This window comes from Actinomycetota bacterium (assembly GCA_030776625.1).
In the GTDB taxonomy this organism is placed as follows: Bacteria; Actinomycetota; CADDZG01; order CADDZG01; family WHSQ01; genus MB1-2.
Genome location: JALYHL010000007.1, coordinates 15,569 through 38,808, shown reverse-complemented (window position 1 = coordinate 38,808; position 23,240 = coordinate 15,569). Strand labels below are relative to the sequence as shown.

Sequence of the window (23,240 nt, the reverse complement as noted above, 5' to 3'; positions counted from 1 at the left end):
GGCTCAGTCGTTCGGGTCGTCTAGGTCGGGCGTCGCGCCGTCCAGGCGCTCCAGTCCCCACACGGCCAGCTTCCCATCTCGCATCTCGGCGTTCATCGATACGATGCCGCCGTTGCCGACGCCGCGCAGCCGAGCGGAGCTCCGGTCGTCGTAGCCCAGGGCTTCCGCGCACATCCACCTGATCGTCCCTCCGTGGCTCACGACGACGATGGGGCCGTCCGGGTTCGCGCGGACCGCCTTCTCCAGTCCACCCATAGCCCGCGATCGCACCTGATCCGGCGACTCGCCGCCCGGGCGCGCGCTGTAGTGGCGGGCGGTCCCCCACAACCGCGGCCACCTTCGCGCGATCTCATCGACGGACAACCCTGTCCAGTCGCCTTGATCGATCTCGCGGAAGGCGGGGTCGGTCACCACGGCCAACCCGATGACGTCGGCGATCGGCTTGGCGGTGTCCACTGCGCGCTGCAGATCGCTCGTGTACACAGCCCGGACGCCGAAGCCGCTCAGTTGCTTCGCCGCATCCAGCGCCTGCAGCCGTCCCTTGTCGTTCAGCGGGACGTCGGCTTGTCCCTGGGCACGCTTTTCGGCGTTCCACTCGGTCGCGCCATGACGGACCAGGAACACGCGCGTCATGAAACGCTCCGCTGGTCGCGGTGTATCCGCGGCCGGATCTCTTCCGCCAGCGTCTCGTAGACCCCGGACCGCCACGCCCGAGCGTAGGTACAGACGAGATGCCTGGCGCCGGCCCGGACGAAACCCGACAGCTCCTCGGCGGCGGCTTCGGGGGTCTGCTCCTTCATAACCCCGCCCCAGGTGAGCTCCACCGGCCGCTCGCCCGCGTACGACACCACCGTGGTCGCATCGCGAGCGAACGAGTCGGGATTGCCTCCCCACCCATTCCAGGCGTCGCCGTAGCGCGCCGCGAGGTCTAAAGCGTCATCGGAACGCCCCGCAACCCAGAGCTGGACGCCGGATGCCGCTAGCTCGGTTCGCAGGAGAGCCAGGACCTCTTCGAACTGAGCCAGGCGATCCGCCCCGGCCCAGTACGGGATGCCGAACGCCTCGTTCTCGGCGCGGCTCATGTGGTCGCCGCTGCCGATCCCGATGATCAGTCGGCGCGGCGCTATGGCAGCCACGGTCTTTGCCATGTGGACCAGAAGGGCGGGGTTCCTGAGAGACGAGCGCGTCACGAGCGTTCCGATGGCCACGCGCTCCGTCGCCTCGGCTATCCACGCGAGCGACGTCCACGCTTCCAGGATCGGACGGTCCTTGTTGCCCGACAGCGGCCAGAGGTGATCGAACAGCCAGATCGAATCGAACCCGAGTGCCTCCGCACGCTGCGCACCGTCCGCGAAGCGGGCGCGATCGTCGGTGAACTGCGGCAGCGTGACGCCCACCAGCACGTCGGTCACGCCGCGTTCACCATCAGGTAACGGAGCAAGAACTCCGAAACCCCCGCCGTGAGGATGGCGACGTAGAAAAGTCCGGTCGCGGACTGGATCGAGCGGATGGTGACGCACCGCCGTGCTCCCCACGCGACCGCCCCCGTCAGGGCGAGCATCGACAGCCATACAGCGAAGAAGACGATCGAGAAGGACTCGCCGAACCCGGGTATCCCCAATACCGCGCCCTCGGTGGACGCCCCGGCAAGCTCGCGGTAGGCGGCGACTCCCGACAGCGCAGACAGCACGACCGCGGCGATGCAGAGATTGGTCAACCGGCCGAGCGCCCAGGTCTTCAGGCCGGGCTGGTTCAGGTACCAGTGACCCAGCATCATCCCGTTCGTCACGGCGCCCAGCAACAGCGCGCCCGAGATCAGCCCGGTTGCCGCCAGCGCATCCGACCAACCGCGTATGTATCCCGCCGAGACGATGAGGGCCGCCGCCCCCAACACCCCAGCGACCGCGCCCGCGGCGACGCCCGCGGCATCGTGGCGCAGGTATTGAGCGACCGCGAACCCACCCGCTACCGCTGCCATGCCGGCGACGAGGGCCGGCTGTGACCCGGCATCCGCTAGCTGAGCCACGGCGTCACGGTTCGCCACCAACGCCATCCCGCCGAGGATGGCGACGATCCACCCCGTGATGCGGAAGTGGCCGCGCCTGACGACGTGCCAGGACTGGCTCCACGCCGCGATCGCGGCCCAGCCCGCGGCCCACTCGATCAGAACCAGGGCCAGCACGGCCCCCGCACCCGTCATCCGGCTGGGCGTCTAGCTGCCGAAACGGTTCCTCAACCACCCCGGGACGAACGCGGTGGCGATGTCGAGGATCTCCTTGACCACCTGAAGGATGTCCTCGTCGCCGTCCCAGTGCTCGCGCACTATCTCCTCCGGGAGACGGTTGAGCATCTGATCGAGGACGAACGCGAGGACCGCGATGTCGTCGAGCTGCCCGATCCCGGGGATGAAGTCCGGGATCATCTCGATCGGAGACCACAGATAACCGCCTAGCAGGAACAGCGTGGCCTTCGTACGCGCGGGAACGCGGGGATCGCGCGCCAGGCGCCACACGAGCTTCAGCAACCGCGGAAGCAGAAGCAGGTACTCCTTCAGGTCGGTTGGAGCCGCCGGACTCGCTGCCGACGCGGGAGTCGTGGTCGCCAGGTCGGTTCCGCTGGTGTCATCGGTCATCAGGTCTCCTCCTCTGTCAGCCCCGCCAAAGCGAGAGCAGCCGCACCGACGATGCCGGCGTCGTTGCCCAGCCCCGCCACGTCCAGCCGTACCGGGCGGCGGCGCTGCGCGCTCATCATCTCTGCCAAGCCGTCGCGCGCCGCACCAAGGTAAGGCTCGCCCGCGGAGACGGCGCTCCCGCCGAGGACGATGATCTGTGGGTCGAAGATGTTCACGATGTTCGAAAGACCCACCGCGAGGGCGCGACCAGCGCGACGCAGCACGCGCACGGCGGCCTCGTCATGAACCGAAGCGGCGGCGGCAACGTGCTCGCCCTCGATCTCTTCGGCAGAGCCGGCGAGGTCGATCATCTTCGTATCGGGATCTTGCAACGCAGCCTCCCGCCCCATACGACCGATGGCGCCGCCAGAAGCCAGTTGCTCGAGACACCCCCGGAGCCCGCATGGACACCGCGGGCCCGACGGGTCGACGACGGTGTGGCCGAATTCGGCTCCCGCACCGGTCGAACCCCGGATCAGACGCCCGTCGACGATGAATCCGCTGCCGATGCCCGTGCCCAGCGTCAACAGTGCGACGTGGTCCAGCCCGTGCGCAGCTCCGAAGGCGCGCTCGCCCCACGCAGCCGCGTTCGCATCGTTGTCTACGAAGACAGGAACCTCCACCCTCGTCTGCACCGCGCTCCGGATGTGCGGATCGTCATAGACGAGGTTCGGCGAGAACGTCACGCACCCTGCGGCGTGGTCGATGAAACCCGCGGCTCCCACCCCTAGGCCGGCTACGCCTTCCCCGAGCTCGAGTGCGCGCGACGAGAGTGACTCGGCAACCCGGATGATGCTCTTGGTCGCAGCGCGATCTTCCGTCGGCCACTCGACCCGCTCGGACACGCGGCCGCTTCCGTCGACCAGGGCGCCTTTCGTCGTGGTGCCGCCGACGTCGATCCCGATGACGATGCTCATGCGGCTCAGGATAAGGGCGTTAGGAGATGTCTATGCGGCGAACGTTCGCATCCGCGCCACGGGGCGAACGGGCCTTGGCCGCCTCCTCCGCGGCGGCGACCACCTCACTCGCCTCGTCAAGCAGTATCGACGCGGCGGCGATGAACTCTCGCGCGGCGGCGGCGAGATGCTCCAGGACCTCGGGTTTGGTGTTGCGAAGAAGTCCGACGGTTGCGCAGATCGGGCAGTAGGCACAGTTGTTTTCGCCGGGGTCGTGATTCGGCCCGAACAGGTCACTGTAGCGCGCGGCGCGTGCTTCATCGGTCATCTCTCTGGACCTCTCGTGAAGGGAATCCACAACCGATCGGTCAAGCTGCGCGGCGTCCATGTTCCTGCTCGCGAGCGACTTCGCAGCATGATAGCCATCTTGCCGACGCCGCCTTTCCCGGTGAAGAGAACGATGCGCACGAGCTAGCGGGACTCGACGCGCTTCTTGAGGTCGTGCAGCGCGGCCCTCACCAGCTGCCTCTCTCCCTGACGCTTCAACATGCTCGGGATCTTGAAGCCCGGGTCGATCGACGTCTCGTAGCTCACGTCGGTCACGTCTTCGAACTCGTCGAACTCATACGACCCGCTCAGCTCTTTCACGTCGCCATCCATGAGCTTCCACGAGAACTTCTTCGGGGCTCCTGTGTAGCTGTACTTCAGCGTGTATTGCACCTTCTTGACCTTCGCGTCGACCTCGAACCACACCTCCGTCGCGCGACCCTTCGAGTCCGTTTTCCTTATCTCCACTTTCTTGATGTTCGGGTTCCAGTCCGGATACGCTTCGAAGTCGGTCGCGACCTCGAAGATCTCTTCGGCCGTCGCGTCGATGTCGATCGAGTCCTTCACGGTCTCTGCCACGGTTCCTCCTCCTCTCTGTAGCTCAGTCGCAGGCGTGGCGCCAGGCGCGCTGTGTCGAGCGGAAGTAGCCGACGTTGATACACAGCGTGCGCCCGACATGCAACGCGGACACCAGAGGCTGATGAACGTGCCCGAAGTACGCGCGCCGTGGCTGCACGTCTTCGATATAGCGCAGCAGTCCCTCGCTCCCCCGCTCGTGCTTGCCGGCGACCGTGTCGTAGCAGAGCTCCGGGATAGACGGAGGTATGTGCGAGCACAGGACATCCACGTCACCGAGACGCTCTATCGCGGCCGCCATATCTTCCTCCGACACCTCCCCTGCAACGTGCAGAGGCGTCGGAAGCGCTCCTCCGACGAACCCGAACCGCTCTCCCTCGAGCGCGACCACCTCGCCGTCGACCAGGTGGACGCCGGGTGACACCGCCGCCAGGGAGCCCGCGAGCGCGGGATTGTCGACGTTGCCGAGGATCAGGTACGTGGGATCCACCAGCGCCTCGAAGACCGCCCGGTACTGCGCTTCGACGCGTCGGCCGATCTCCGCACGCACCTCGTCCTCGCGCCCGGCGGAGCGCTCCCTCATGACGCGGCGGGCCTCCTCGACCTCGCCTGCCGTGCGCAGATCGACGACCCGCTGCACGGCCTCGATCGGAAACACCTCCGTCAGGATGCCGGTCATCGAGATGTAGTCGAGGAAGTTCACCAGGTCGCCGAGCAGCAGCAAGGTCGACCCCTCCGGCACGGCCTTGCGGAGCGCATCGACGGCGCCGTGGAGGTCGGACACCACATAGATCGACATTGCCGCATCGTAAGTTGTCGCCCGTGACGATCGTCTATGTGCACGGCGGCGTGTCCGGCATCGCGAAACCCGAGACGATCTGTCTCGACGCTTTCGTAGCCGCGGGCGCGGGCGCAACCGACCGCCTCGACGCGGTCGAGCTGGCGGTCCGAGCACTCGAGGACGATCCGCGCTTCAACGCCGGGTACGGCTCGGTGCTGAACAGTGAAGGGATCCTCGAGATGGACGCGGGGCTGGCCTGTGGGGCGACCGGTCGCGTCGGCGGTGTGGCGAACGTCCGGGTGCGCCATCCCATCTCGCTCGCTCGCCGGGTGATGGAAAGAACGCCGCACGTGCTGGTGACGGGTAACGGCGCCGTGACGCTCGGGCGGGACATGGAGCAGCTGCCGGACACCTCACCCGAGGAGAGGCAGCGGTGGGAGGAGGCGCGACGCGCAGGCTCGCTGACGCCCGAGGCTTACGGATCACCCGAGCACGTCGACACCGTCGGCGCAGTGGCGCTGGACGACGAGGGACGGCTGGCCGCGGGTTCGTCCACCGGCGGCGTGTTCGCGAAGCTTCCCGGACGGGTCGGCGATGCTCCGATCTTCGGCGCGGGGCTGTACGCATCGCCCGAGGCGGCGGTTCTCGGAACCGGTGTGGGTGAGACCTTCCTAGAGGAGCTGGCCGTCGTCCGCGTCGCCGTCTTGATCGAGCGCGGCGCCGCGCCTCAAGAAGCCTGCGAAGAGATCATCACACTTGTCGGCCGCAGGTCGACGGCGACCGCCGGATTGCTGGCGCTCGACCGCGAGGGGCGCGCCGGCGCCGCATACCGCGGAGGATCGTGGGCGGTGGGAGGTCCGGCGGGCGCGCTAGCCGCCACCCGCCTCCCCTAGCCGCGGGCTCGCAACCCAGACGACAGCAGGAGCACGAGCAGCAGGACCAACAGGCCCAGCACGAGATACAGGAACACCTTGCCCTTCAAGAGGACCTGGCTTGCTTCGTCCCGCGCTTCGCGATAAGCGTCGTGCGCGGCCGCGGCCCACAAGCCCGTCGCGGCGATCCCGAAGACGACCGAGATGAGAGCCGAACCCGCCTGACCCCGCTGCAGCAGTGAGATGAGCACGACGAAGAGGACCCACAGGCTGAGCACCGCTCGGGCCACCGCCTGGCCCCACAGCCCCAGGTACCCGTGGCCGGCTCCGGGCAGGAACAACGACACCATGGCGGCCATCCCCGGGTCGCGCTGAGGCCGCTCCGGCTTCGGACGCACGACCTCCGCGAACGTGGTCCCGCACACCGAACAGGCCGGGGAGTCGAGCGGGTTCTCGGTCTCGCAGCGGGAACAGGTCCACACCACGCCGTGCTCGCGCACGGTGAAGGCCCCGTGCGACACGCCCACGGCGGGCGGACGAGGCACGGCCTGAACGGGACCTGGTGGCGGAGGAGGAGCGATCGCAGGCTCGGTCACAGGCGGCGGAACCATGCTGAGTGGGCCGCGCCTGGGCGTGAAACGGTCCAAGCACTGGCCACACCACTCCGCGGTCACCGGATTCAGCCCGCCGCACTTCGGGCACCGCTTCGTCTCCGCCATCGGTTGTGATGCTACCGACACAACCGCGGCGGGCCGGTCCTCTTACTGGTAGCTGTGCTCGGGCCCCGGATAGGTTCCCGCCGCGACCTCTTCAGCGAACCTCGCGGCCGCGCCCTTGATCTCGTCGGCCAGGGACGCGTACCGCTTCACGAACTTGGGCGCCTTCCCGGTAGTGATCCCGAGGAAGTCGTGCCACACGAGGACCTGGCCGTCGCATTCTGGTCCGGCGCCGATGCCGATGGTCGGGATCGTCAACGTCCGCGTCACCTCGGCCGCCAGGTCAGCGGGCACTGCCTCGAGCACGAGGGCGAACGCCCCGGCGGACTCCAGCGCCTTCGCGTCCTGCACGATCCGCAGGGCGTCCGCGGCGTCTCGGCCCTGGACCCGGTGGCCGCCCAGCTGGTTTACCGATTGAGGCGTGAGACCGAGATGACCCATCACCGGGATCCCCGACTCGGTGAGCCGCGCCACGAGATCGACCATCCGGCCTCCGCCCTCCAGCTTCACGGAATTCGCACCGGCCTCTTTCAGGAACCGGCCGGCGTTGCGGATGCCCTCCTCCATCGACGCCTGATAGCTCATGAAGGGCATGTCGCCGACGACGAAGCAGTTCGAGGACCCGCGGCGGACGGCCGCCGTGTGGTGAAGCATGTCCTCCATCGTCACGGGAACGGTCGAGGTGTGACCCAGCACGACCTCGCCCAGGGTGTCTCCGACGAGGAGAACAGGGATGCCCGCTTCTTCGAGAAGCCGGGCCGAGGGAGCGTCGTACGCGGTGAGCATCGCGAAGCGCTCGCCGCGCTCTTTGTACGCGCGGATGTCGCGAACGGTTACTGGCACTGTCGCCTCCTTCGTAGGTAGCCGCAGCGCCCGCGATGATACGCCCGAAAAGAAAGAGCCCCCGTTCCCGGGGGCTCTTTGTTGGAGGAGTCCTGTCGCTGTTGTTCTAGAGGAGGGTCATGATCGAGTTGTAGGCGCGACCCACAGCGCCCTCCTCGGCGTCGCTAGCGGGGTCGTACTTGACCTCACCCAGCCACAGCTTCAGGTCGAGCTCGCCGCCCTCACCCAGGTAGGTGTAACCGGTCACGGTGTAGCCCCCGCAGTCTGGGGTCAGGATGCCCACCAGGTTTTCTGAGCTTGCCGTGGTTTCGCCACCCCGGTTGCTGGCGGTGTTCGACTGGTCGGCCGGGCCAGGCAGGCCCTTCGTGTCGATAAGCGGGTTGAACCCGTGGGAGGAAGCAGCTTCCTTGTTGTCGGAGCCGGGGAAGTAAGCCCACAGGTCATAGTCCCGACGGGCGGGGAACTCGAGGGTCGCGTACAGCCCGACCTCTTTCAGGTTGGTGTCGACCTGGACGTTCACGCTGGTCGGCTTCGCGTCCCCAGCGAGACCTTCGTCGAACTTCCGCTCCATCGTGACCTTCTGAACCAGCGGCTTGTCTGCGGTGTTCTCGTCGGTGAGGGTCACAGCCGGAGCGTCGGCGCCGGCGGTCGCTGGCGCCAGAGGTGCACACGCCTTCGTCTTCGGGGTCTTGGCACAGCCCTTCTTCTTGCCCTTGCCCTTGTCGCAGCCCTTCTTCTTGCCGGGGGTCGGGTTCTTCCCGGGAGGGGGCGTACTCGCGTCGCTCTCCTGGAGCGCGTAGTCGGTGCCGATCTTGGTGTTGTCCGCCGTGGCAGAGGAGAGGTAGGTCTGTCCTTCGGCTCCCGCGACGAGCTTGCTCACGGCATAAGGCTGGGTGAGCGAAAGGCCATCCTTCAACAGGGGGCTCGCCGAGCGAGGTCCAGTGATCGTGATGATCCCGTTGTCGCCGCTGGCCTCCAGCGTCAACTTGCCGACGACCTCGTCTGTTCCGTTGCAGATGTCGTCAAGGGCGCCGTAGTCCGCGCCGCGGTAGGTCGAGGTGTCCTGGCCCTGGGTCTTGCCGCCGATGATCGCGAGGAAGCGCAGGCATCCTTTCGAGTTCTTACCCTCGGGCCCCTCGCCGGGAGACGTGTAGATCCGGTAGAGCAGCGTTGTGGATGCAGGAGGAACTCTCTCGACCAGGATGTGTGCGGAAACCTCCTCAGCGGTGTTCGTGAACCACACCTTCAGAAGGTCGCTCACACTGCCCGCATCGGCCGGGGTGACTATGTCCCCTTGACCGTTGGGTGCCTGGTCCTGGTCGTTCAAGAAGTTCGCGTCGTTGAGAGGGTCCTCGATCTGGACCACGTCCGGAACGACCGTTGGGTCTCCCTCAGCAGCCGCCGCTGCCGGAACCACATGGAGCCCTCCCGCGACCAGCGCCAACAAGGCACCAAGGATGACGATCCGCTTCATATATCTCCGCTCCCAGATCGAGCGAGGCATGGCATCGCCTCGCAGCCGTCTTCGTCCTGGGTCAGGATTCGGCGGGCCTGCGCGGATTCCTCCACGCGCAGAAGAGCCCACCCCGGTCGGAGTGGGCTCTTCGACTGAGCTCGCGTTGCTGTGACTACTTGCGGAGCGGCGCTTTCGCTCCCGCGCCCGAGGGCGACTCCTTCGAGTACATGTCCTCGATCACCTCGCCGTAGATCTCGTTGATCTTCTTGCGCTTCACCTTCATCGTCGGGGTGATCTCTTCTTCCTCCTGCAAGAAGTCCCGTTCGAGTACGCGGAACTTCTTGATCCCCTCGACCTTCGCGAGGCCCTGGTTCAGCTGGTTGATCGCGCCCTCGATCTCCTTCACGGTGCGGTCGTGGTGCGCGATCTCGGCGATCCCGCCCTCGATGCCGTGCTCCTGCCCCCAGCTCGGCGCCTTCTCTTCGTCCAGCGTCACCAGCGCGGTGAGGAACGGGCGCTTGTCGCCGATGACGACGACCTGCGAGATGAGAGCGTGGCTCGTCTTGAGCCTGTTCTCCAACTCCTGCGGCGCGATGTTCTTGCCGCCGGCGGTGATGATGAGGTCCTTCTTGCGATCGGTGATCTTCAGGAAGTTGTGCTCGTCGAGCTCGCCGACGTCACCCGAGTGCAGCCACCCGTCTTCATCGATCGTCTCGCGCGTCGCCTTCTCGTCCTTGTAATAGCCCTTCATGACGTTGCCACCGCGGACCAGGATCTCGCCGTCTTCCGCGATCTTCACCTCGAGACCGGGGAAGGGGGTTCCCACGGTCCCGATCTTGATCGCGTCGGGCGGGTTCCACGTCGTCGGGCCGTTGTCTTCGCTCTGGCCGTAACCCTCGGTGATCTTGATCCCGATCGCGTGGAAGAACCAGATCAGCTCGGGGCTGAGCGGAGCAGCCGCGGAGAGTGGCAGCTGACACTCGTCCAGCCCGAACTTCGCGCGGATCTTGTGGAGAACGAGCTTGTCGAGGGCCGCGTGCTTCACCTTCAGGCCCAGCGGGATCTTCGCGTCGGCCATCTTGCCGCCGCGGGCGACCGCCTCTTGCTCGGCTTTCGTAACCGCCATGCCCGCGTCGACGGCCGACTTCACGAGCTTGGCCTCGCGCTCGAGCTTCGCCTTCTCCTTGCCCTCGGCCTTGGCGATCTTCTGATCCCGCTCCGCGCGAGCGGCCATGACACCGGCGTAGAACTTCTCCCACACCCGCGGGACGCCGAAGAAGTACGTGGGCTTGCACGCCTGCAGGTCCGCGACCAGCGTGTCGATCGACTCCGCGAACCAGGTCGTGCCGCCGTAATAGATCTGGTAGATGTGCGAGATCATCCGCTCCGCGATGTGAGACAGCGGCAGGTACGACAGCGCACGGGCCTCTTCGCCATCTTGGATCGGGATGTGGGCGTTCGACATGTTGCAGGTGAACCAGATGTTGGAGTGCGTGAGCATGACGCCCTTCGGAGGCCCGGTGGTCCCCGATGTGTAGACGAACGTCGCCAGGTCCTCCGGCTTCACGTTCGCGGTCGCCTCTTCGAACCTCGCGGTCTCGATCCCGCTGCCGGAACGGAGGAAGTCGTCCCATGCCGTGACGAACTCGGGGTCGGCATCACCTTGATAGCCCTCGAACACCACGACCTTCTGAAGGTTCGGCAGCTCGGACCGCATCTTCAAGACCTTCTCGAGCTGATCGGGTCCGTCCACGAACGCGACCTTCGACTCGGAGTGCGACACGATGTATGCGACCTGCTCCGGCGAGTTCGTAGCGTAGATCGCCGCGGTTGCCCCACCCAGGCACATCGCCGCCACGTCCGTGATGTGCCACTCGGGCCGGTTGTTCGAAAGCAGGCTGATCTTGTCGCCGTGGCCGAAGCCCAGCGCCATCAGGCCTTTGGACACCTGCTGGACCGTGTTGCCGTAGTCGCGCCACGTGACGTCTTTCCACTGGCCTCCGGACTTGTAGCGGAACGCGACCTTCTCGGGATGCGTCCGAACGCGCTCGTGGAACTTCTCGATGATCGTCTGGGCCATAGAAGGTCCCCCTTGTCCAGATCGATATCCGCCGACGGTTTCGACGTGTTGGAGCCAGAAGTTTATTGCGCCGGGGCCCTTTCGGCCACGGCGGCTTCGATCCGGTCCGCGACGGGCGGGTGCGAGTACAGGAGCCAGACCGCCGCCGCGGGCGGCCGCAGGTCCGCGATGTTCGAGAAGGCGAGCCGGCGGTGAACGCGGATAGCGGTGTCGGGGTCTCCCGTCAGGTCCAACGCGATCTGGTCCGCCCGCGCCTCGAAGGCGCGGGACACGACGTTCTGCAGGGGCAGGACGAGAAGGCCCGCGAGCGTCGCGAACACCAGCAGCAGCGGCAGCACCGCCGGATCGGCGATGCCGTCGGCTCCCGCCCACCGCCATAACCCGGAACGTCGAGCCAGCAGCCCCAGCGCGCCGAACCCGACGGCCAGCCCGACCGACGACAGGACCAGGTTCTTCAAGATGTGGTTCTCCACCTGATGACCCAGCTCGTGGGCTACGACGTAACGCGTCTCCGCGGGACTGCCCGCCGTCAGCAGGGTGTCGTAGAGCACCACCTGCTTCGTTGCTCCCAGCCCGGCCACGTACGCGTTCTCCACCGTCGAGCGCCGGCTCGCGTCGGCCACCAGCACATCGTCGACCTCGACGCCTGCCTCGGCCGCGAGCGACCTGATGTCGCGCTCGAGCGCGGCGTCGTCCAGAGCAGTGAACCTGTTGAACAACGGCGCTATCACGACCGGATACAGGAAGAACAACAGAGCGGTCAGAAGCGTGAAGCCGGCCCAACCCCACACCCACCAGGTGCGCGGCTGCCACCTGACCAGCGCGAAGAACGCGGTCGCGCCGACGAGAGCGACGACGACGCCGACCAGCAGCGATCGCAGGCGGTCGACGAACCACGGTCCCACCGTCTGGGTAGAGAGATCCCACGCGTGTTGGACCACGTAGCCGTGCACGTACGCGAGAGGCATCTGCGCGACCCACGTCATCAGCGCGAGGAACGCGGCGGCTAGCAGCGTCCGGGTGAACCATCCCCCGGGCAGACGTTGCCCGGCCTCGAGCACAGAGCGCAGCGGCCCCCGAGCCAGCAGCAACAGCGTCGCTACCTCTACGACGAGCGAGGCCCCGAACGCCGCGTACGAGGCCTCTCGGTAGGCACCGTGGCGGCGGACCTGAGATTCCGTGAAGGTCGCGCCGTGGCTGGGATCGGTGGCGTCGGCGGGAGCCCTGTCCAGGCGGACGTCCGCGGGAGTACGAGATACGAGCGCCACCACCGCGGCGGCAAGCAGCGACAGCACCGAGATCGCGAGAAGAGCGCGCGTGGTGGTCATGCGCGCAGGATAAGCAGGTGTGAGGCTTACCCGGCGCCCGCGACCTGGTCGTCCTCCTCCGGAGACGGCGCCGCGGCGCGGGGCCTGAACCTGAGGATGGGGATCAATCCAGCCCCCGACAGCGCCCGCAACCCGGGGTCGAGATCCTCGTCGATGTCGACCACGCCATCGGGCGGATGGAGCAACGCCGTGACCAGACACTCGTCGCAGTGCTGCGACCGGTACATCTCGCAGTCAGAACACTCGATCCGCATGGGGGGACCCCTCTCTCTCGCCGACGTACAACCGAAGTTAGCGAGGGGGTACGACAGGTTTTCGCGACCCGCTAGCGGAGCTGGGCCAGGAGTTGCGCGGAGGTGGCGATCGTCGCCCGCTCCCGGCGGGCTTCGTCCTGCAGTCCCCGATCGTTCGTCACCAGCACGACCGGACGGGGCGGCATGGTCTTCAGCCGACCGACGATGTGCCTGTCGGCGCGATCCCGGTCGGCGCCGGTCCCGCTCCGGTCGGCCTCCGAGTACTCCTCCGTCAGGTAGCCGGCGCCCGGGCGTCTGGTGCCGGGTTCGACCTCGCCGCCGTCCCACACCAGAACGGTCTCCACCTTGAGGCGATTCGCCAGGTTCTTCAACGAGTCCCGCAGTCGCTCCCGCTGCTGCTCGAGGGCCAGATGGCCGTAGCCGGTCGCGCTCCGGGTCACGTTGTAGCCGTCGACCAGCAGGGTGACGTCGTCGCGGCGTAGCCACTCCGCCAGCGTCTCGGGAGCGTCTGCCAAGCGACCCTTGGGGACCGGCAGGACGACGCGGGGACCCCGCGGCCGCTCCTCCGTGGCGGGGCTCTTCGCGGCCGCGGCCCGCTTCGAGCTCCGCGACGCGGCCGCGGTCTCCCGCTCGAGCGCGGTCAGCTTCTTCTTGAGCTCCCGCGCCTCGTCACGAGACTGCTGTAAGCGCTCCCGTAGATCGTCCACGTCAGAGCGCGCCTTGCGCTTCGTGCGCTCGAGCTCTTTAGTCGCGCGCTCCGCTACCGCGCGAGCATCTCGTACGTCCGCCTCGCGCTCCCGCATCAACGCCCTCAGATCCGAAAGCTCCTCGTCGAGGCGCAGCGACCGCGCCCGCTCGACCTTGATCGCCGCGAGCTCCGCGCCCTTCGCCCGCTTCGCCTCCTCCTTGGCCTTTCGGTGCGCCTCCTTCTCCCGTTCGAGCTTGCGCTCCAACTCGACCACGTTCGAGCTCGACGACGGAGCAGGGCCGCGAGCCGCTTTCGTCCGCTCCGCCAACCGGTCTGCCCACCCCTCCGGCCTCTCCGTCGCCAGCTTCAGAGCTTCGACCTCACCCTGCGAGAGCGCCGGCTTGCCGTCTTCGAGCCACTCCAGGATCAGAGCGCGCTGCGCCTCGTCCTCCAGCACCGCGAGCAGCCGGTCCCGCTGGCGCGCCAGCGCCTTCGGCGCCTGAACCGTCTTCTTCAACGTCGCCAGCGCGGGGGGAAGCTCCGGCGTCGCCGCCGCCCTCAGGTACGCGGCGACGCCCTTGGCCACCGTTCGAGCGACGTCCTCCGGAAGCGCCGACATCAGATCGCTCCCTCGCCGCGCAGCGCCTCGATCGCGGCCACGTCTCGCCCAAGTTCCCGCAGCACCTCGTCGGTGTGCTCGCCCATCCGCGGCGGCGGCAGACGCAGTGACGTCTTCCGGGCGGAACCGGAGAACTTCAGAGGGTCTCCCACGTGGGTCCACCCCGGCGCTCCCGGTACGTCGGCCTCGAACGCCATCGCGCGAGCTCGCGCCTGTGGGTCCGCCAACGCCTCCCCGAAGCCGTTCACCGGCGCGACGCACACGTCGCGCCCGCCGAAGTGCTCCACCCACTGCGCCCGCGTCTTGGTCGAGAACAGCCCTTCGAGCTCCGCTATCACCACGTTCCGCCGGTCGCCCGCCGCAAAGGCATCGTCCCGCAGATCCGGCCGCTCGATCGCATCGCACAATGCGGCCCAGAACTGGGGCTCCAAGGCACCGACGGTGAGATAGCCGTCGCGCGCGGGATACACGCGATAGCAGGGGTAGGCGCCCGATAGGTGCATCTGCTCGCGCTCCGGCTCGGCGCCCGTCGCAACGAAGGAGGCCGCGTGGATCGTCAGCCACGACATCGCGCCGTCCATCATGGAGATGTCACAGAACTCCCCGCGCCCGGTGCGCTCCCGTTGGTTCAAGGCCGCGAGGATCGCTACCACCGCGCCCATGCCCCCGCCCGCAAGGTCGCCGATCTGCACGCCCGGGAGCACCGGTCGCCGTCCTTCTTCACCGGTGATCGCGGCAAGTCCTGCGTAGCCGATGTAGTTGGCGTCGTGTCCGGCCTCCTGCGCCCGCGGCCCATCTTGGCCGTACCCGCTGATCGCGCAGTAGACGACGCGAGGGTTACGTGCCGCCAGCGTGCTCCATCCGACGCCGAGCCGTTCGAGCACGCCGGGGCGGAAGGACTCGACGACGACGTCGTGCGCGTCCGCAAGCTCCAGGAACAGTTCCCGTCCGGCTTCTGACTTCAGGTTGAGGGTCATCGATCGCTTGTTGCGGTTGAGAGCGATGTGCGCGGCGGAGAATTCGCCGACGAGCGGGGGGGTCCACCGGATGTAGTCGCCCTTGCCGGGCTCTTCCACCTTGAGAACGTCGGCGCCCATGTCGGCCAGGAGCAACGTCGCGTAGCCGCCGGGCAGCAGCCGGGTCAGGTCGAGGACGCGCAGGCCGGACAGTGGCCCCGCGCTCAACCCTTGTCCTCGAGCACACGATCCGACTCCGGAGCAGAGACGTCTGCGGAGCCGCACCACCTACAGACCACGCGCTCCACCTCTCGCTCGAGTATCTCTTCCTCCTCGACGGTCATCTCGCCGCCGAGACTGAAGTGCTGGAACGTGCGGACACGCTTTTTCTCGAACACGTCGAAGCGCGTCTTGTTGCCGCACGCGTTGCAGAGGTAGGCCATCAGGCGCGGTGCTGGTCGAGGAACTTCAAGGCGAACACGACGGTGTCGTCGCTGATCGACCCGAACTCCTTCGCATCCTCCAGCAAACGCTGCGTGAGCTCGGCTGCGCTTGCGCCGGGGGCGCGCTTCAACAGCTGCTGCTCGATCCGGCGACGCCCATAGAACTCCTTTCCCGAACGCGCCTCGAGCAGCCCGTCGGTGAAAGCCATCATCACGTCGTCCTCGTCGAAGGTGAACGTCTCCTGCTGGTACTGCTCGTCCTCGAACACGCCGAGGATGCTCCCCTGCAACTCGATCGTCTCGACCGTCTCCGTCGCGCTGCGATAGATCAGCGGAGGCGGATGCCCGGCGAGGCCGAAGCTGCAGCGCTGCTGCGTGGGGTCTAGGAGGCCGTACATCAGCGTGACGAACTTCTCGGCTTCGAAGTCGTGCACCAACGCGTTGTTGAGATGGAACAGCACCGACGGCGGCGCCGGGTTGCGGATGGCGAAAGCCCGCAACATGTACTTCGCCATCGCGGTGAGAGCTGCGGACTCGGCCCCCTTGCCCGAAACGTCTCCCACGACGATGGCGTACCTGCCGCCGGGAAGATCGAACACGTCGTAGAAGTCACCCCCGATGTCGGCCTGGCCGCTCGCGGGGTCGTACACGGCCGCTAGATCGCACCCCTCGAGCGTGGGGAGGTCGGTCAGCAAGAGACCCTCCTGCAGGCTGCGCGCGACGCGCCGCTGACGCTCGTAGCGCTTGGCGTTCTCCACCGACATCGCGGCCTGTCCGGCGAGAACACTCAGTGCCTCGGCCTCGTCGGGCGCGAGCGTGACGGCTCTCCTGAAGAAGACCAGCACCGCTCCCACCACCCCCTCGCCCTCGCCCGGCACGGGGGCGGCGACGATCGTCCAGGGGTCCGAATCCTCACCTCCCAGGCGCAGGTCCGGCACGACGATCGCCCGCTCCTGACCGAGGCCGCTCCACGGCGCCTCGTTGAGGTCGACGCGCAACAGCTCGCCGTTCGCGGCGCCTGCGACTCCCGGGGGCGCCACCAGAGTGCGGCGGTCCGAGTCGAAGAAGTAGATCGAGGCGGCGTCGCCCGCCAACAGCTCGGCGGCTCCGTGGGAGATCTCTTCGATGACTTCGCTCAGGCGGAGCTTCGATGCCACCCGGAGCCCGAACGCCCTCAGTCCGGCCAGCAGGTTGAAGCGGCGTGCGTTGACCAACGCCACCCCGACCTGGCGAGCGATCCCTCTGGCCAGCGCGAGGTCCTTGGGCTTGAACTCCCTCGGCTCGGAGTATTCGAGCCCCAGCCCACCGAACTCCTCGCCCCAGCGCACGAGCGGGATCCCGACATAAGCGCCCAATCCGGGCTGCTCCCTCTGCTCGGCGCTCACACGCTCGTCCACGGAGGCGTCGGGGATCATCAGGGGCGTGCGTTCGACCAGTGCCGCCGACAGCAACGGCAGGCTCTCGGGGCCCGCGGTCGCCTCGCGCAGCCTCTCGACCTCTTCGGGCTCGAACCCCGCGTGGGCCATGATCGAGAACTGACGCCCCATCCCGAGCCGGGTGGCGGCGAAGCAACGATCCGCACCCAGGAGCTCTGGGACCACGCGCACCGCCGTCTCCAGCGTCTCCTCCACCGACCGCACCTCTGCCAAGAGGCCGGCGAGACCCAAGAGGACGTGGGCGATCTCGGAGTCCTCGCGCAGCGACTCCAGCGTCTGCTCGAGGTCGAGGACCCGGCGTTCTTGCTCCGCGGAGGAGCTGCCGGTGATCTCTTGCACCATAGGAGGACCAACCTTACGGGTTCTTGCGGTATCGAACATATGTTCGATAAACTGCCCGCTCATGCGGCTGCAGCGCTCGTTCGACGACCTCGGCACGCCCTTGGCGGGCGTCACCTTCTGCGTGTTGGATCTGGAGACGACCGGCGGCTCCCCCGCCGCGTCCGAGATCACCGAGATCGGCGCCTGCAAGGTGGTGATGGGCGAGGCCGTCGGGACCTTCCACACCCTCGTCAACCCGCGCCAGCCGGTGCCTGCATTCGTGCGCCTGCTGACCGGGATCTCCGACGACCTTCTGATCGAGGCGCCTCCGATCGAGGCGGTGCTCCCGTCGCTGCTCGAGTTCCTCCGCGGCACGGTCCTGGTCGCTCACAACGCCCGCTTCGACGTGGGGTTCGTCAACGCGGCCCTCGCCAGAGCCGGGTACCCAGAGCTCGAGAACCGGGTTGTGGACACGGCGCTCCTGGCGCGCAAGATCCTGGCCGACGAGGTCCCGAACCACAAGCTGGAGACGCTGGCCCGGCACCTTCGCTGCGCGCATCAGCCGACGCACCGCGCCTACGCCGACGTCCTCGCCACGATCGACGTCTTGCACCACCTGATCGAGCGGGTGGCGGGGTTCGGCGTGACTACGCTCGAAGACCTGGTGGCGATGTCCAGCAGCCGGCTCGACGGGACCTTCTCCAAGATCAGGCTCACCGACGGCCTGCCGCGGCGTTCCGGCATCTACAGGTTCGTCGCCGCGGGAGGAGAGACGCTCTACGTCGGCAAGGCCTCCGACCTGCGAGCGCGGGCGCGCTCCTATTTCTACGGAGACCCGCGCCGCAAGATCCGCGACCTTCTCCGCCAGGTCGACCGGATCGAGGTCGAGGAGTTCCAGACGATGCTCGAGGCCGAGGTGGCCGAGGCTCGGGCGATCAGCGCGGAGCAGCCGCCGCACAACCGCGCCGGCAAGCGGACCGCCGCCTGGTATCTGAAGTTGAACGCCTCCGTCAAGGTGCCGAAACTGTCGACCGCGAGGGTGCCGCGCGAGGACGGCCACCTCTATGTCGGGCCGTTCACCAGCGTCCGCGTAGTGAAGACGCTGATGGGCGCCCTCCAGGACGCGTACGCGATCCATCGCTGCAGCGACCCGGTTCGCTGCGGCGGCTGCGCGTTCTCGGAGATGCGACGGTGTACGGGCACGCACCGGGACGAGCACGCGGCCGAGATGCGACGGCTCGCGGAGGCGCTGCGGGGAGACCCGGAGCCGATCTTCACCGCGCTCGAGGACAAGATGCGGCGGCTGGCCCGAGCGGAACGGTTCGAAGAGGCCACCGAGGTCCGCGAGCGAGCGGCGGCCGTGGAGCGCGCGTTGGCGAACGCGTTTCAGCTGCGATCGTTGCTCGACGCGGGCGACATCGTGCTGCGCATAGGCGGTCGCGGCGTGTTGATCCGGGACGCACAGCTCGCGGCCGCCGCTCCCGACGGGCCGGAGCTCGTCGCGCGACTCAGGCTCGCCGCGCGGAGCGAGAAGGTCGGCTGCTTCGCGTCCTCACAGCTCCAGCGAGAGGCGCGTGTCATCTGGGGGTGGGTGCAGCGCAACGCGCCGTCGTGCGAGATCGTCAGTGTCAGCGGTACCTGGGCGATGCAGGTCGGCGCAGCAACCGGCGGCCGCCGATTCGCACAGACCGACGCCCGCGGCCGCGCTCGCTCAGGCGTTAGACGCGGCGACCAAAAGCTCCAGCGCGCGGGCGGCGGCCCCGTCGTCGACCGCCTGCGCCGCGAGCTCGAGCCCGTGCGCGATGTCTCGGGCGCGGCCCGCCGCCAGGAGACCGGCGGCGGCGTTCAGGAGCACGATGTCTCTGCGGGGTCCGCCCTCGCCTTCGAGCACGCGCCTGACCAACGCCGCGTTCTCGTCACGGGAGCCTCCGGCGACGTCTTCGAGGCGTGAGGGCGGAAGCCCGAGCTCGGACGGGTCCAGCGTCCACTCCTTGGTCTCGCCGCCGACGAGCTCGATGACGCGCGACGGGCCGGCGGTCGACAGCTCGTCAAGCCCGTCGTGGCCGCGGAACGCGACGACGTGCTCGCTTCCCAGCCGCTTCAGCGCCCGCGCCATCTTGTCGAGCATCGCCGCGTCCGACACGCCCAGCGCTTGCCGGCGCGCCCCCGCGGGGTTCGTGAGGGGGCCGAGGAAGTTGAACACCGTTGCGACGCCCAACTCGCGGCGCGGAGACGCCGCATGACGCATCGCGGGATGGAACATCGGCGCGAAGCAGAAGCCGATCCCGGCCTCCGCGATGCAGTAGGCGACACCCTCGGGCCGCAGGTCGATCTTGACGCCGAGAGCTTCGAGGACGTCCGCCGACCCACAACGCGACGACGCGGCTCGGTTCCCGTGCTTCGCTACCTTCGCGCCCGCCCCCGCGCACACGAGCGCGGCCGCGGTCGAGACGTTGAAGGTCCCGCTGCGGTCGCCGCCGGTCCCGCAGGTGTCGAGCAGATCCCCCTCTACCTCCACACGCTCCGAGTAGGACCGCATCGTTCGCACGAGCCCCGCGATCTCGTCGGTCGTCTCACCCTTGGCGCGCAAGGCAACGACGAACCCGGCTATCTGCGCGGGCGACGCCGCGCCCTCCATGATCTCGGTCATCGCGGCCGACGCCTCGTCTTCGGACAGGTCTCGCCTCTCGAGGAGTGAGCTGATCGTCTGACCCCACGAGAACGCTGAGCTCACGTCACTTCCCGTTCGACAACAGACGCGCGAACGCGAGCGCGTACGCGACGGCTCCTCGCTCTAGCTCGTCTAGATCGATCGACTCGTGAGCGGTGTGGGCGAGCGTTATGTCACCGGGTCCGCACACGACGACGTCCGCGCCCTGCGCCGCCAGGAAGCGTGCGTCGGAGGCGCCGCGGAAGCCCATGATCTCGCCGGGGCTTCCCAGCGCGTCCTCGACCGACCCCAGAACCTCCGTCACGACCTCCGACGACGGCTCTACCTCGAAAGGGTCGCCGTAGAAGGGAAGCTCGACGGTCGCATCGAGCTCGGGGAACCTCTCGCGCGCCAGCTCCACCGCCTTCTCGACCGACGCGATCACGTCCTCTTTCGTCTCCGGGGGGACGCTGCGCCGGTCGATCTCGGCGATGCACGAAGCGGGAACGATGTTGACCTTCTCGCCCCCGCGGATGGTGCCCACGCCGATGCTGGGGCCGCCCACGACCGGGTGCACGATGTCGGGCAGCGTCTCTTCCAGGTGGAGAACTATCTCGGCCATGTGCTTGATCGCGTTGACGCCCCGCTCTGGCGCGGAGCCGTGGCCGGCGCGCCCCCGCGTCGTGATGCGGAACCAGCACACCCCGCGCTGAGCGCGCACGACCCGGAGCGAGGTCGGCTCGCCCACGATGGCGACGTCGGGCTTGATCAGACCTTTTTCTGCAAGGTACCCCGCACCCTTGAAACCGGCGGCCTCTTCGTCGGCGACGAAGGAGAGCTCCAACATGCCTGGGAAGTCGAACCCGGCGGACCGAAGAGCGGCCACGGCCTCGAGCGCGGCCGCACAGGGCCCTTTCGCATCGCCCGAGCCACGGCCGTGGAGACGTCCGTCGACGACCTCGCCCGAGTATGGGTCGCGCGCCCACAGCGTCGGGTCGCCCGCCGGAACGACATCGATGTGGGAGCAGAAACCCACCACTCGTCCGCCGCCACCGCCCCAGCGCGCGACCACGCTCGGGCGATCCGGCTCCGCCTCGTGGGTCGACACGTCCAGCCCGAGATCGCGGCATTGCGCCTCCGCCACCCGTGCCGCCTCGAGCTCCCGTCCGGGCGGGTTCTCGGATTCGGCGCGCACCAGCGCGCGGAGACGCTCCACCAGCCGCTCGGGGTCGACGAATCCCTCGATATCCCGCCTCTCGAGGGTCATGCTCTGCGACACTGTCCCTCGTGACCCGCTACCAGATCGTCCTGCTCTTCGTGCTGGCGGCGTGGCCGTTCGCGATCCTTGGGCTGCTGTTTCTGATGAGCCGGCTCGAGACGTACGTGAAGCGGATCGACGCGCAGACGCCGGAGGAGGCGGGGCTGGAACCGGTCTCCGGGACCTCCAACGAACGAGAGGTCCAGATCTTCGTCGGCGATCGGATCGTCGGGGAGCCGAAGTAGCCGCACCCCGGGGCGGGTGCTGAGCCTCATCGGAGCGCCACGCACTCGATCTCGACCCGCGCCCCTTTCGGCAGCGCCGCCACGCCGACGGTCGCTCGCGCCGGTGGCTCCGCCGGGAAGAAGGCGCCGTACGCCTCGTTCACCTGGGCGAAGTCATCCATGTTGGTGACGTAGATCGTCGTCTTCAGGATGCGCTCGAGGCCCGACCCGGCCTCCGCCAGAACCGCCTCGAGGTTCCGCATGCAGCGTTCCGTCTCCTCTCCCACAGACGCCGACACCAACTCCATCGTCGCCGGGTCCAGCGGGATCTGTCCCGAGCAGAACACGAGGTCCGCGGCCGCTACCGCCTGCGAGTAGGGGCCGATCGCTTCGGGGGCCGAGGTGGTGCTGACGACCTTCTTCGACATGGGCGCTCCTTCGTGGCGGGATGGGCCTCCCAGGGTGCCAGACGCCGCGGTCTCCTCAGGGAGAAGAGTCCGAGGCGCCTCGCCAGCTCGTGGCGAGGCCGGTAGGTGGAGTCGCGCTCCAGTCCACGGAGCCCGCGCCGCGATAGACGAGGCCGGTGTTGCGGGCGGTCCCGCCCTCGGCGATGTGCCAGACCTCGGTGCTCTTGGCGCCGGAGCGCTTCCGCCCGAAGATCAACCCGGCGCCGCGCGGCCCCCAGTCCACGAACACGTCGCGGTACCCCGTGTCCGTTACCAGCTCCCGCACAAGGGTTCCGTTCCCGTTCAACAGAACCAGCCGTCCTGCCCGCACGGCGGCTATGAACCCGCCGTCGGGTGAGCAAGATGCGGCCGAATAACCGGCGTCGGTCTCCGTCAGGTAGTCCCGGCCGCGCAACCCGATCGCCGCGACGCTGCCGTTGACGATCCCGAGCAGCCGCTTCCCGCACAGCTCCAGGTTCGTCACGGGCGCCGCCACGATGCCTCCCTCTTGAGGAGGTTCAGCGGTGCTGACGAAGCTGAGTCCGCTCCCGCGCGCGAGGGACAGGTACAAGATCCGCCCGTTGGGGCTCCAGGCGCGCAAGCTGAGCCCTCGATGCCCCACGGTTCGTTGGATCTCGCGCATGAACAGGGCGCGCAGATCGGCCACCCACACCGAGGTCGTCCGTCCCTCCTCCACCACGATCCCCAGGCGAGCGCCGTCGGGGGACACGAGGACGTCCCTCACGCCCTCGTCGACCAGCGTCGCCGTCTCTCCTCTGGACGTCTCGACGACGAGGCTGCCGTCGGACCCGAGGGCGAACCCGCAACCACCTACCGGAGACCACGCCCACGCCCGCACCTGGTTCCGAGGGCGTAGCTGCGTGAGGTCCGCGGGCCCCACGACCAGGGTCTTCAACCGAGCGAGAGCGGCAACGTTGCGCCCCCTCGCGTCGAACCCGATCGCAGTGCCGGCGCGGCCGGTCGTGACCGCCCGACCCGCCACCGAGCCCACCGTCAGACGAGGGCCGGTCCCGACGACGATCCTCGCGCCCGCTGCCCGCGACGCGGATCGGGCGAGGCAGCTCTTCGGGTACGGCGCCACCAGGTCTTGGCGCCGGAAGGGGCCCGATACGGCGGCCGCGGCGTCGTCCGGCTCCTCGGTCGGAAGCGGGGTCGGCACCGGCTCCGGTTCGGGCTCCTCGGCGGGCTCGGGAGGCGACGCGTCCTTGTCACCAGCATCGGCCTCTTGACGCTCGCGCACGGCTCCCACCGGAGCGGTCTCGACCGCCTGCAGGATGGGCTGGATCAAGACCGTTCCGATCACGACGACGAACGCAAGCGCGAGGAAGGCCTTGAGGGTGGTGTGCATACGAGAATCCTAGGCGCCAACCCGCTTTAG

Annotated in this window: 24 protein-coding genes and 1 pseudogene; 3 read left to right on the top strand and 22 right to left on the bottom strand. The window is 68.1% G+C overall.

Translation table 11 applies throughout. The annotated features are described in order from the left end of the window. Nucleotides 1-3: 3 nt before the first annotated feature. The 8 genes from M3N53_11535 to M3N53_11500 all read right to left on the bottom strand — a co-directional run bounded on the left by M3N53_11535 (nt 4) and on the right by M3N53_11500 (nt 5,269). On the bottom strand, nt 4-633 hold the full coding sequence (locus M3N53_11535; protein ID MDP9068957.1) for a histidine phosphatase family protein: 630 nt from the start codon (nt 631-633) through the stop codon (nt 4-6). Next, nucleotides 630-1,412, bottom strand: coding sequence for an LLM class flavin-dependent oxidoreductase (locus M3N53_11530; GenBank protein MDP9068956.1), 783 nt, complete (start codon nt 1,410-1,412; stop codon nt 630-632). The genes M3N53_11535 and M3N53_11530 overlap by 4 nt, the downstream gene beginning before the upstream one ends. Next, nucleotides 1,409-2,200 carry a hypothetical protein gene (locus tag M3N53_11525; GenBank protein ID MDP9068955.1) on the bottom strand — a complete coding sequence of 264 codons (792 nt, stop codon included), beginning with the start codon at nt 2,198-2,200 and terminating at the stop codon, nt 1,409-1,411. The genes M3N53_11530 and M3N53_11525 overlap by 4 nt, the downstream gene beginning before the upstream one ends. 12 nt (nt 2,201-2,212) lie before the next feature. Next, the gene (locus M3N53_11520; protein ID MDP9068954.1) at nt 2,213-2,632 is read right to left on the bottom strand and encodes a YkvA family protein; all 420 of its coding nucleotides are present in this window, start codon (nt 2,630-2,632) and stop codon (nt 2,213-2,215) included. Further along, nucleotides 2,632-3,588 (bottom strand): ROK family protein, encoded by a 957-nt coding sequence (locus M3N53_11515; protein ID MDP9068953.1) that lies wholly within the window; start codon nt 3,586-3,588, stop codon nt 2,632-2,634. Before M3N53_11515 ends, M3N53_11520 begins: the two co-directional genes overlap by 1 nt. Nucleotides 3,589-3,607: 19 nt before the next feature. Further along, on the bottom strand, nt 3,608-3,895 hold the full coding sequence (locus tag M3N53_11510; GenBank protein MDP9068952.1) for a hypothetical protein: 288 nt from the start codon (nt 3,893-3,895) through the stop codon (nt 3,608-3,610). Nucleotides 3,896-4,038: 143 nt separating this feature from the next. Further along, on the bottom strand, nt 4,039-4,473 hold the full coding sequence (locus tag M3N53_11505) for an SRPBCC family protein (GenBank protein MDP9068951.1): 435 nt from the start codon (nt 4,471-4,473) through the stop codon (nt 4,039-4,041). 22 nt (nt 4,474-4,495) lie between these two features. Then, nucleotides 4,496-5,269, bottom strand: a complete 774-nt coding sequence (locus M3N53_11500; protein MDP9068950.1) for a metallophosphoesterase — start codon at nt 5,267-5,269, stop codon at nt 4,496-4,498. Between the two features lie 23 nt (nt 5,270-5,292). Between M3N53_11500 and M3N53_11495 the strand changes: the two genes are divergently transcribed. Beyond that, on the top strand, nt 5,293-6,144 hold the full coding sequence (locus M3N53_11495) for an isoaspartyl peptidase/L-asparaginase (GenBank protein MDP9068949.1): 852 nt from the start codon (nt 5,293-5,295) through the stop codon (nt 6,142-6,144). Here the strand turns inward: M3N53_11495 and M3N53_11490 are convergent. From M3N53_11490 to M3N53_11445, 10 genes are all read right to left on the bottom strand, one after another. Next, complete coding sequence (locus tag M3N53_11490) at nt 6,141-6,842, bottom strand: hypothetical protein (GenBank protein ID MDP9068948.1); 702 nt, start codon at nt 6,840-6,842, stop codon at nt 6,141-6,143. The genes M3N53_11495 and M3N53_11490 overlap by 4 nt on opposite strands. A 42-nt stretch (nt 6,843-6,884) precedes the next feature. Further along, nucleotides 6,885-7,625, bottom strand: a complete 741-nt coding sequence (panB, locus tag M3N53_11485; GenBank protein MDP9068947.1) for a 3-methyl-2-oxobutanoate hydroxymethyltransferase — start codon at nt 7,623-7,625, stop codon at nt 6,885-6,887. A gap of 163 nt (nt 7,626-7,788) precedes the next feature. After that, a complete protein-coding gene (locus tag M3N53_11480) occupies nt 7,789-9,186 on the bottom strand; it encodes a hypothetical protein (protein ID MDP9068946.1) in 1,398 nt (465 codons plus the stop codon). Nucleotides 9,187-9,310: 124 nt separating this feature from the next. Then, nucleotides 9,311-11,218: a long-chain fatty acid--CoA ligase gene (locus tag M3N53_11475; GenBank protein MDP9068945.1), complete on the bottom strand. Its 1,908-nt coding sequence runs from the start codon at nt 11,216-11,218 to the stop codon at nt 9,311-9,313. A 62-nt stretch (nt 11,219-11,280) separates the two neighbouring features. Next, the gene (locus M3N53_11470; protein MDP9068944.1) at nt 11,281-12,546 is read right to left on the bottom strand and encodes a M48 family metallopeptidase; all 1,266 of its coding nucleotides are present in this window, start codon (nt 12,544-12,546) and stop codon (nt 11,281-11,283) included. Nucleotides 12,547-12,572: 26 nt separating this feature from the next. Beyond that, nucleotides 12,573-12,800, bottom strand: coding sequence for a hypothetical protein (locus M3N53_11465; protein ID MDP9068943.1), 228 nt, complete (start codon nt 12,798-12,800; stop codon nt 12,573-12,575). A 71-nt stretch (nt 12,801-12,871) separates the two neighbouring features. Then, nucleotides 12,872-14,107 (bottom strand): NYN domain-containing protein, encoded by a 1,236-nt coding sequence (locus tag M3N53_11460; GenBank protein MDP9068942.1) that lies wholly within the window; start codon nt 14,105-14,107, stop codon nt 12,872-12,874. Beyond that, nucleotides 14,107-15,291, bottom strand: coding sequence for a CoA transferase (locus M3N53_11455; GenBank protein MDP9068941.1), 1,185 nt, complete (start codon nt 15,289-15,291; stop codon nt 14,107-14,109). Before M3N53_11455 ends, M3N53_11460 begins: the two co-directional genes overlap by 1 nt. Continuing rightward, nucleotides 15,288-15,506 (bottom strand): hypothetical protein, encoded by a 219-nt coding sequence (locus M3N53_11450; protein ID MDP9068940.1) that lies wholly within the window; start codon nt 15,504-15,506, stop codon nt 15,288-15,290. Before M3N53_11450 ends, M3N53_11455 begins: the two co-directional genes overlap by 4 nt. After that, the gene (locus M3N53_11445) at nt 15,506-17,284 is read right to left on the bottom strand and encodes a SpoIIE family protein phosphatase (GenBank protein MDP9068939.1); all 1,779 of its coding nucleotides are present in this window, start codon (nt 17,282-17,284) and stop codon (nt 15,506-15,508) included. The genes M3N53_11450 and M3N53_11445 overlap by 1 nt, the downstream gene beginning before the upstream one ends. Before the next feature lie 61 nt (nt 17,285-17,345). On the opposite strand from M3N53_11445, the pseudogene M3N53_11440 reads away from it, so the two are divergent. Then, nucleotides 17,346-18,902: pseudogene (locus tag M3N53_11440) on the top strand (DEDD exonuclease domain-containing protein). Between the two features lie 72 nt (nt 18,903-18,974). Here M3N53_11440 and trpD read toward each other — a convergent pair. Both trpD and M3N53_11430 read right to left on the bottom strand, forming a co-directional pair. Then, complete coding sequence (gene trpD / locus M3N53_11435; GenBank protein ID MDP9068938.1) at nt 18,975-19,997, bottom strand: anthranilate phosphoribosyltransferase; 1,023 nt, start codon at nt 19,995-19,997, stop codon at nt 18,975-18,977. A 1-nt stretch (nt 19,998) separates the two neighbouring features. Further along, complete coding sequence (locus M3N53_11430) at nt 19,999-21,180, bottom strand: M20 family metallopeptidase (protein MDP9068937.1); 1,182 nt, start codon at nt 21,178-21,180, stop codon at nt 19,999-20,001. A gap of 20 nt (nt 21,181-21,200) precedes the next feature. On the opposite strand from M3N53_11430, the gene M3N53_11425 reads away from it, so the two are divergent. Further along, nucleotides 21,201-21,416: a hypothetical protein gene (locus M3N53_11425; GenBank protein MDP9068936.1), complete on the top strand. Its 216-nt coding sequence runs from the start codon at nt 21,201-21,203 to the stop codon at nt 21,414-21,416. A 26-nt stretch (nt 21,417-21,442) separates the two neighbouring features. Here the strand turns inward: M3N53_11425 and M3N53_11420 are convergent, their stop codons facing one another. Together M3N53_11420 and M3N53_11415 are read right to left on the bottom strand one after the other, a co-directional pair. Then, nucleotides 21,443-21,823, bottom strand: a complete 381-nt coding sequence (locus M3N53_11420) for a RidA family protein (protein ID MDP9068935.1) — start codon at nt 21,821-21,823, stop codon at nt 21,443-21,445. Nucleotides 21,824-21,878: 55 nt separating this feature from the next. Next, nucleotides 21,879-23,210, bottom strand: a complete 1,332-nt coding sequence (locus tag M3N53_11415; protein ID MDP9068934.1) for a hypothetical protein — start codon at nt 23,208-23,210, stop codon at nt 21,879-21,881. Between the last annotated feature and the right edge of the window lie 30 nt (nt 23,211-23,240).

Coding starts and splice junctions, on each gene's coding strand:
- M3N53_11450 (MDP9068940.1), bottom strand. CDS start 15,506: ATGGCCTACCTCTGCAACGCGTGCGGCAACAAGACGCGCTTCGACGTG.
- M3N53_11520 (MDP9068954.1), bottom strand. CDS start 2,632: ATGACCGATGACACCAGCGGAACCGACCTGGCGACCACGACTCCCGCG.
- panB (MDP9068947.1), bottom strand. CDS start 7,625: ATGCTCACCGCGTACGACGCTCCCTCGGCCCGGCTTCTCGAAGAAGCG.
- M3N53_11430 (MDP9068937.1), bottom strand. CDS start 21,180: ATGACCCTCGAGAGGCGGGATATCGAGGGATTCGTCGACCCCGAGCGG.
- M3N53_11525 (MDP9068955.1), bottom strand. CDS start 2,200: ATGACGGGTGCGGGGGCCGTGCTGGCCCTGGTTCTGATCGAGTGGGCC.
- M3N53_11480 (MDP9068946.1), bottom strand. CDS start 9,186: ATGCCTCGCTCGATCTGGGAGCGGAGATATATGAAGCGGATCGTCATC.
- M3N53_11415 (MDP9068934.1), bottom strand. CDS start 23,210: ATGCACACCACCCTCAAGGCCTTCCTCGCGCTTGCGTTCGTCGTCGTG.
- M3N53_11445 (MDP9068939.1), bottom strand. CDS start 17,284: ATGGTGCAAGAGATCACCGGCAGCTCCTCCGCGGAGCAAGAACGCCGG.
- M3N53_11475 (MDP9068945.1), bottom strand. CDS start 11,218: ATGGCCCAGACGATCATCGAGAAGTTCCACGAGCGCGTTCGGACGCAT.
- M3N53_11490 (MDP9068948.1), bottom strand. CDS start 6,842: ATGGCGGAGACGAAGCGGTGCCCGAAGTGCGGCGGGCTGAATCCGGTG.
- M3N53_11500 (MDP9068950.1), bottom strand. CDS start 5,269: ATGTCGATCTATGTGGTGTCCGACCTCCACGGCGCCGTCGATGCGCTC.
- M3N53_11535 (MDP9068957.1), bottom strand. CDS start 633: ATGACGCGCGTGTTCCTGGTCCGTCATGGCGCGACCGAGTGGAACGCC.
- M3N53_11470 (MDP9068944.1), bottom strand. CDS start 12,546: ATGACCACCACGCGCGCTCTTCTCGCGATCTCGGTGCTGTCGCTGCTT.
- M3N53_11420 (MDP9068935.1), bottom strand. CDS start 21,823: ATGTCGAAGAAGGTCGTCAGCACCACCTCGGCCCCCGAAGCGATCGGC.
- M3N53_11510 (MDP9068952.1), bottom strand. CDS start 3,895: ATGACCGATGAAGCACGCGCCGCGCGCTACAGTGACCTGTTCGGGCCG.
- M3N53_11460 (MDP9068942.1), bottom strand. CDS start 14,107: ATGTCGGCGCTTCCGGAGGACGTCGCTCGAACGGTGGCCAAGGGCGTC.
- M3N53_11515 (MDP9068953.1), bottom strand. CDS start 3,588: ATGAGCATCGTCATCGGGATCGACGTCGGCGGCACCACGACGAAAGGC.
- M3N53_11465 (MDP9068943.1), bottom strand. CDS start 12,800: ATGCGGATCGAGTGTTCTGACTGCGAGATGTACCGGTCGCAGCACTGC.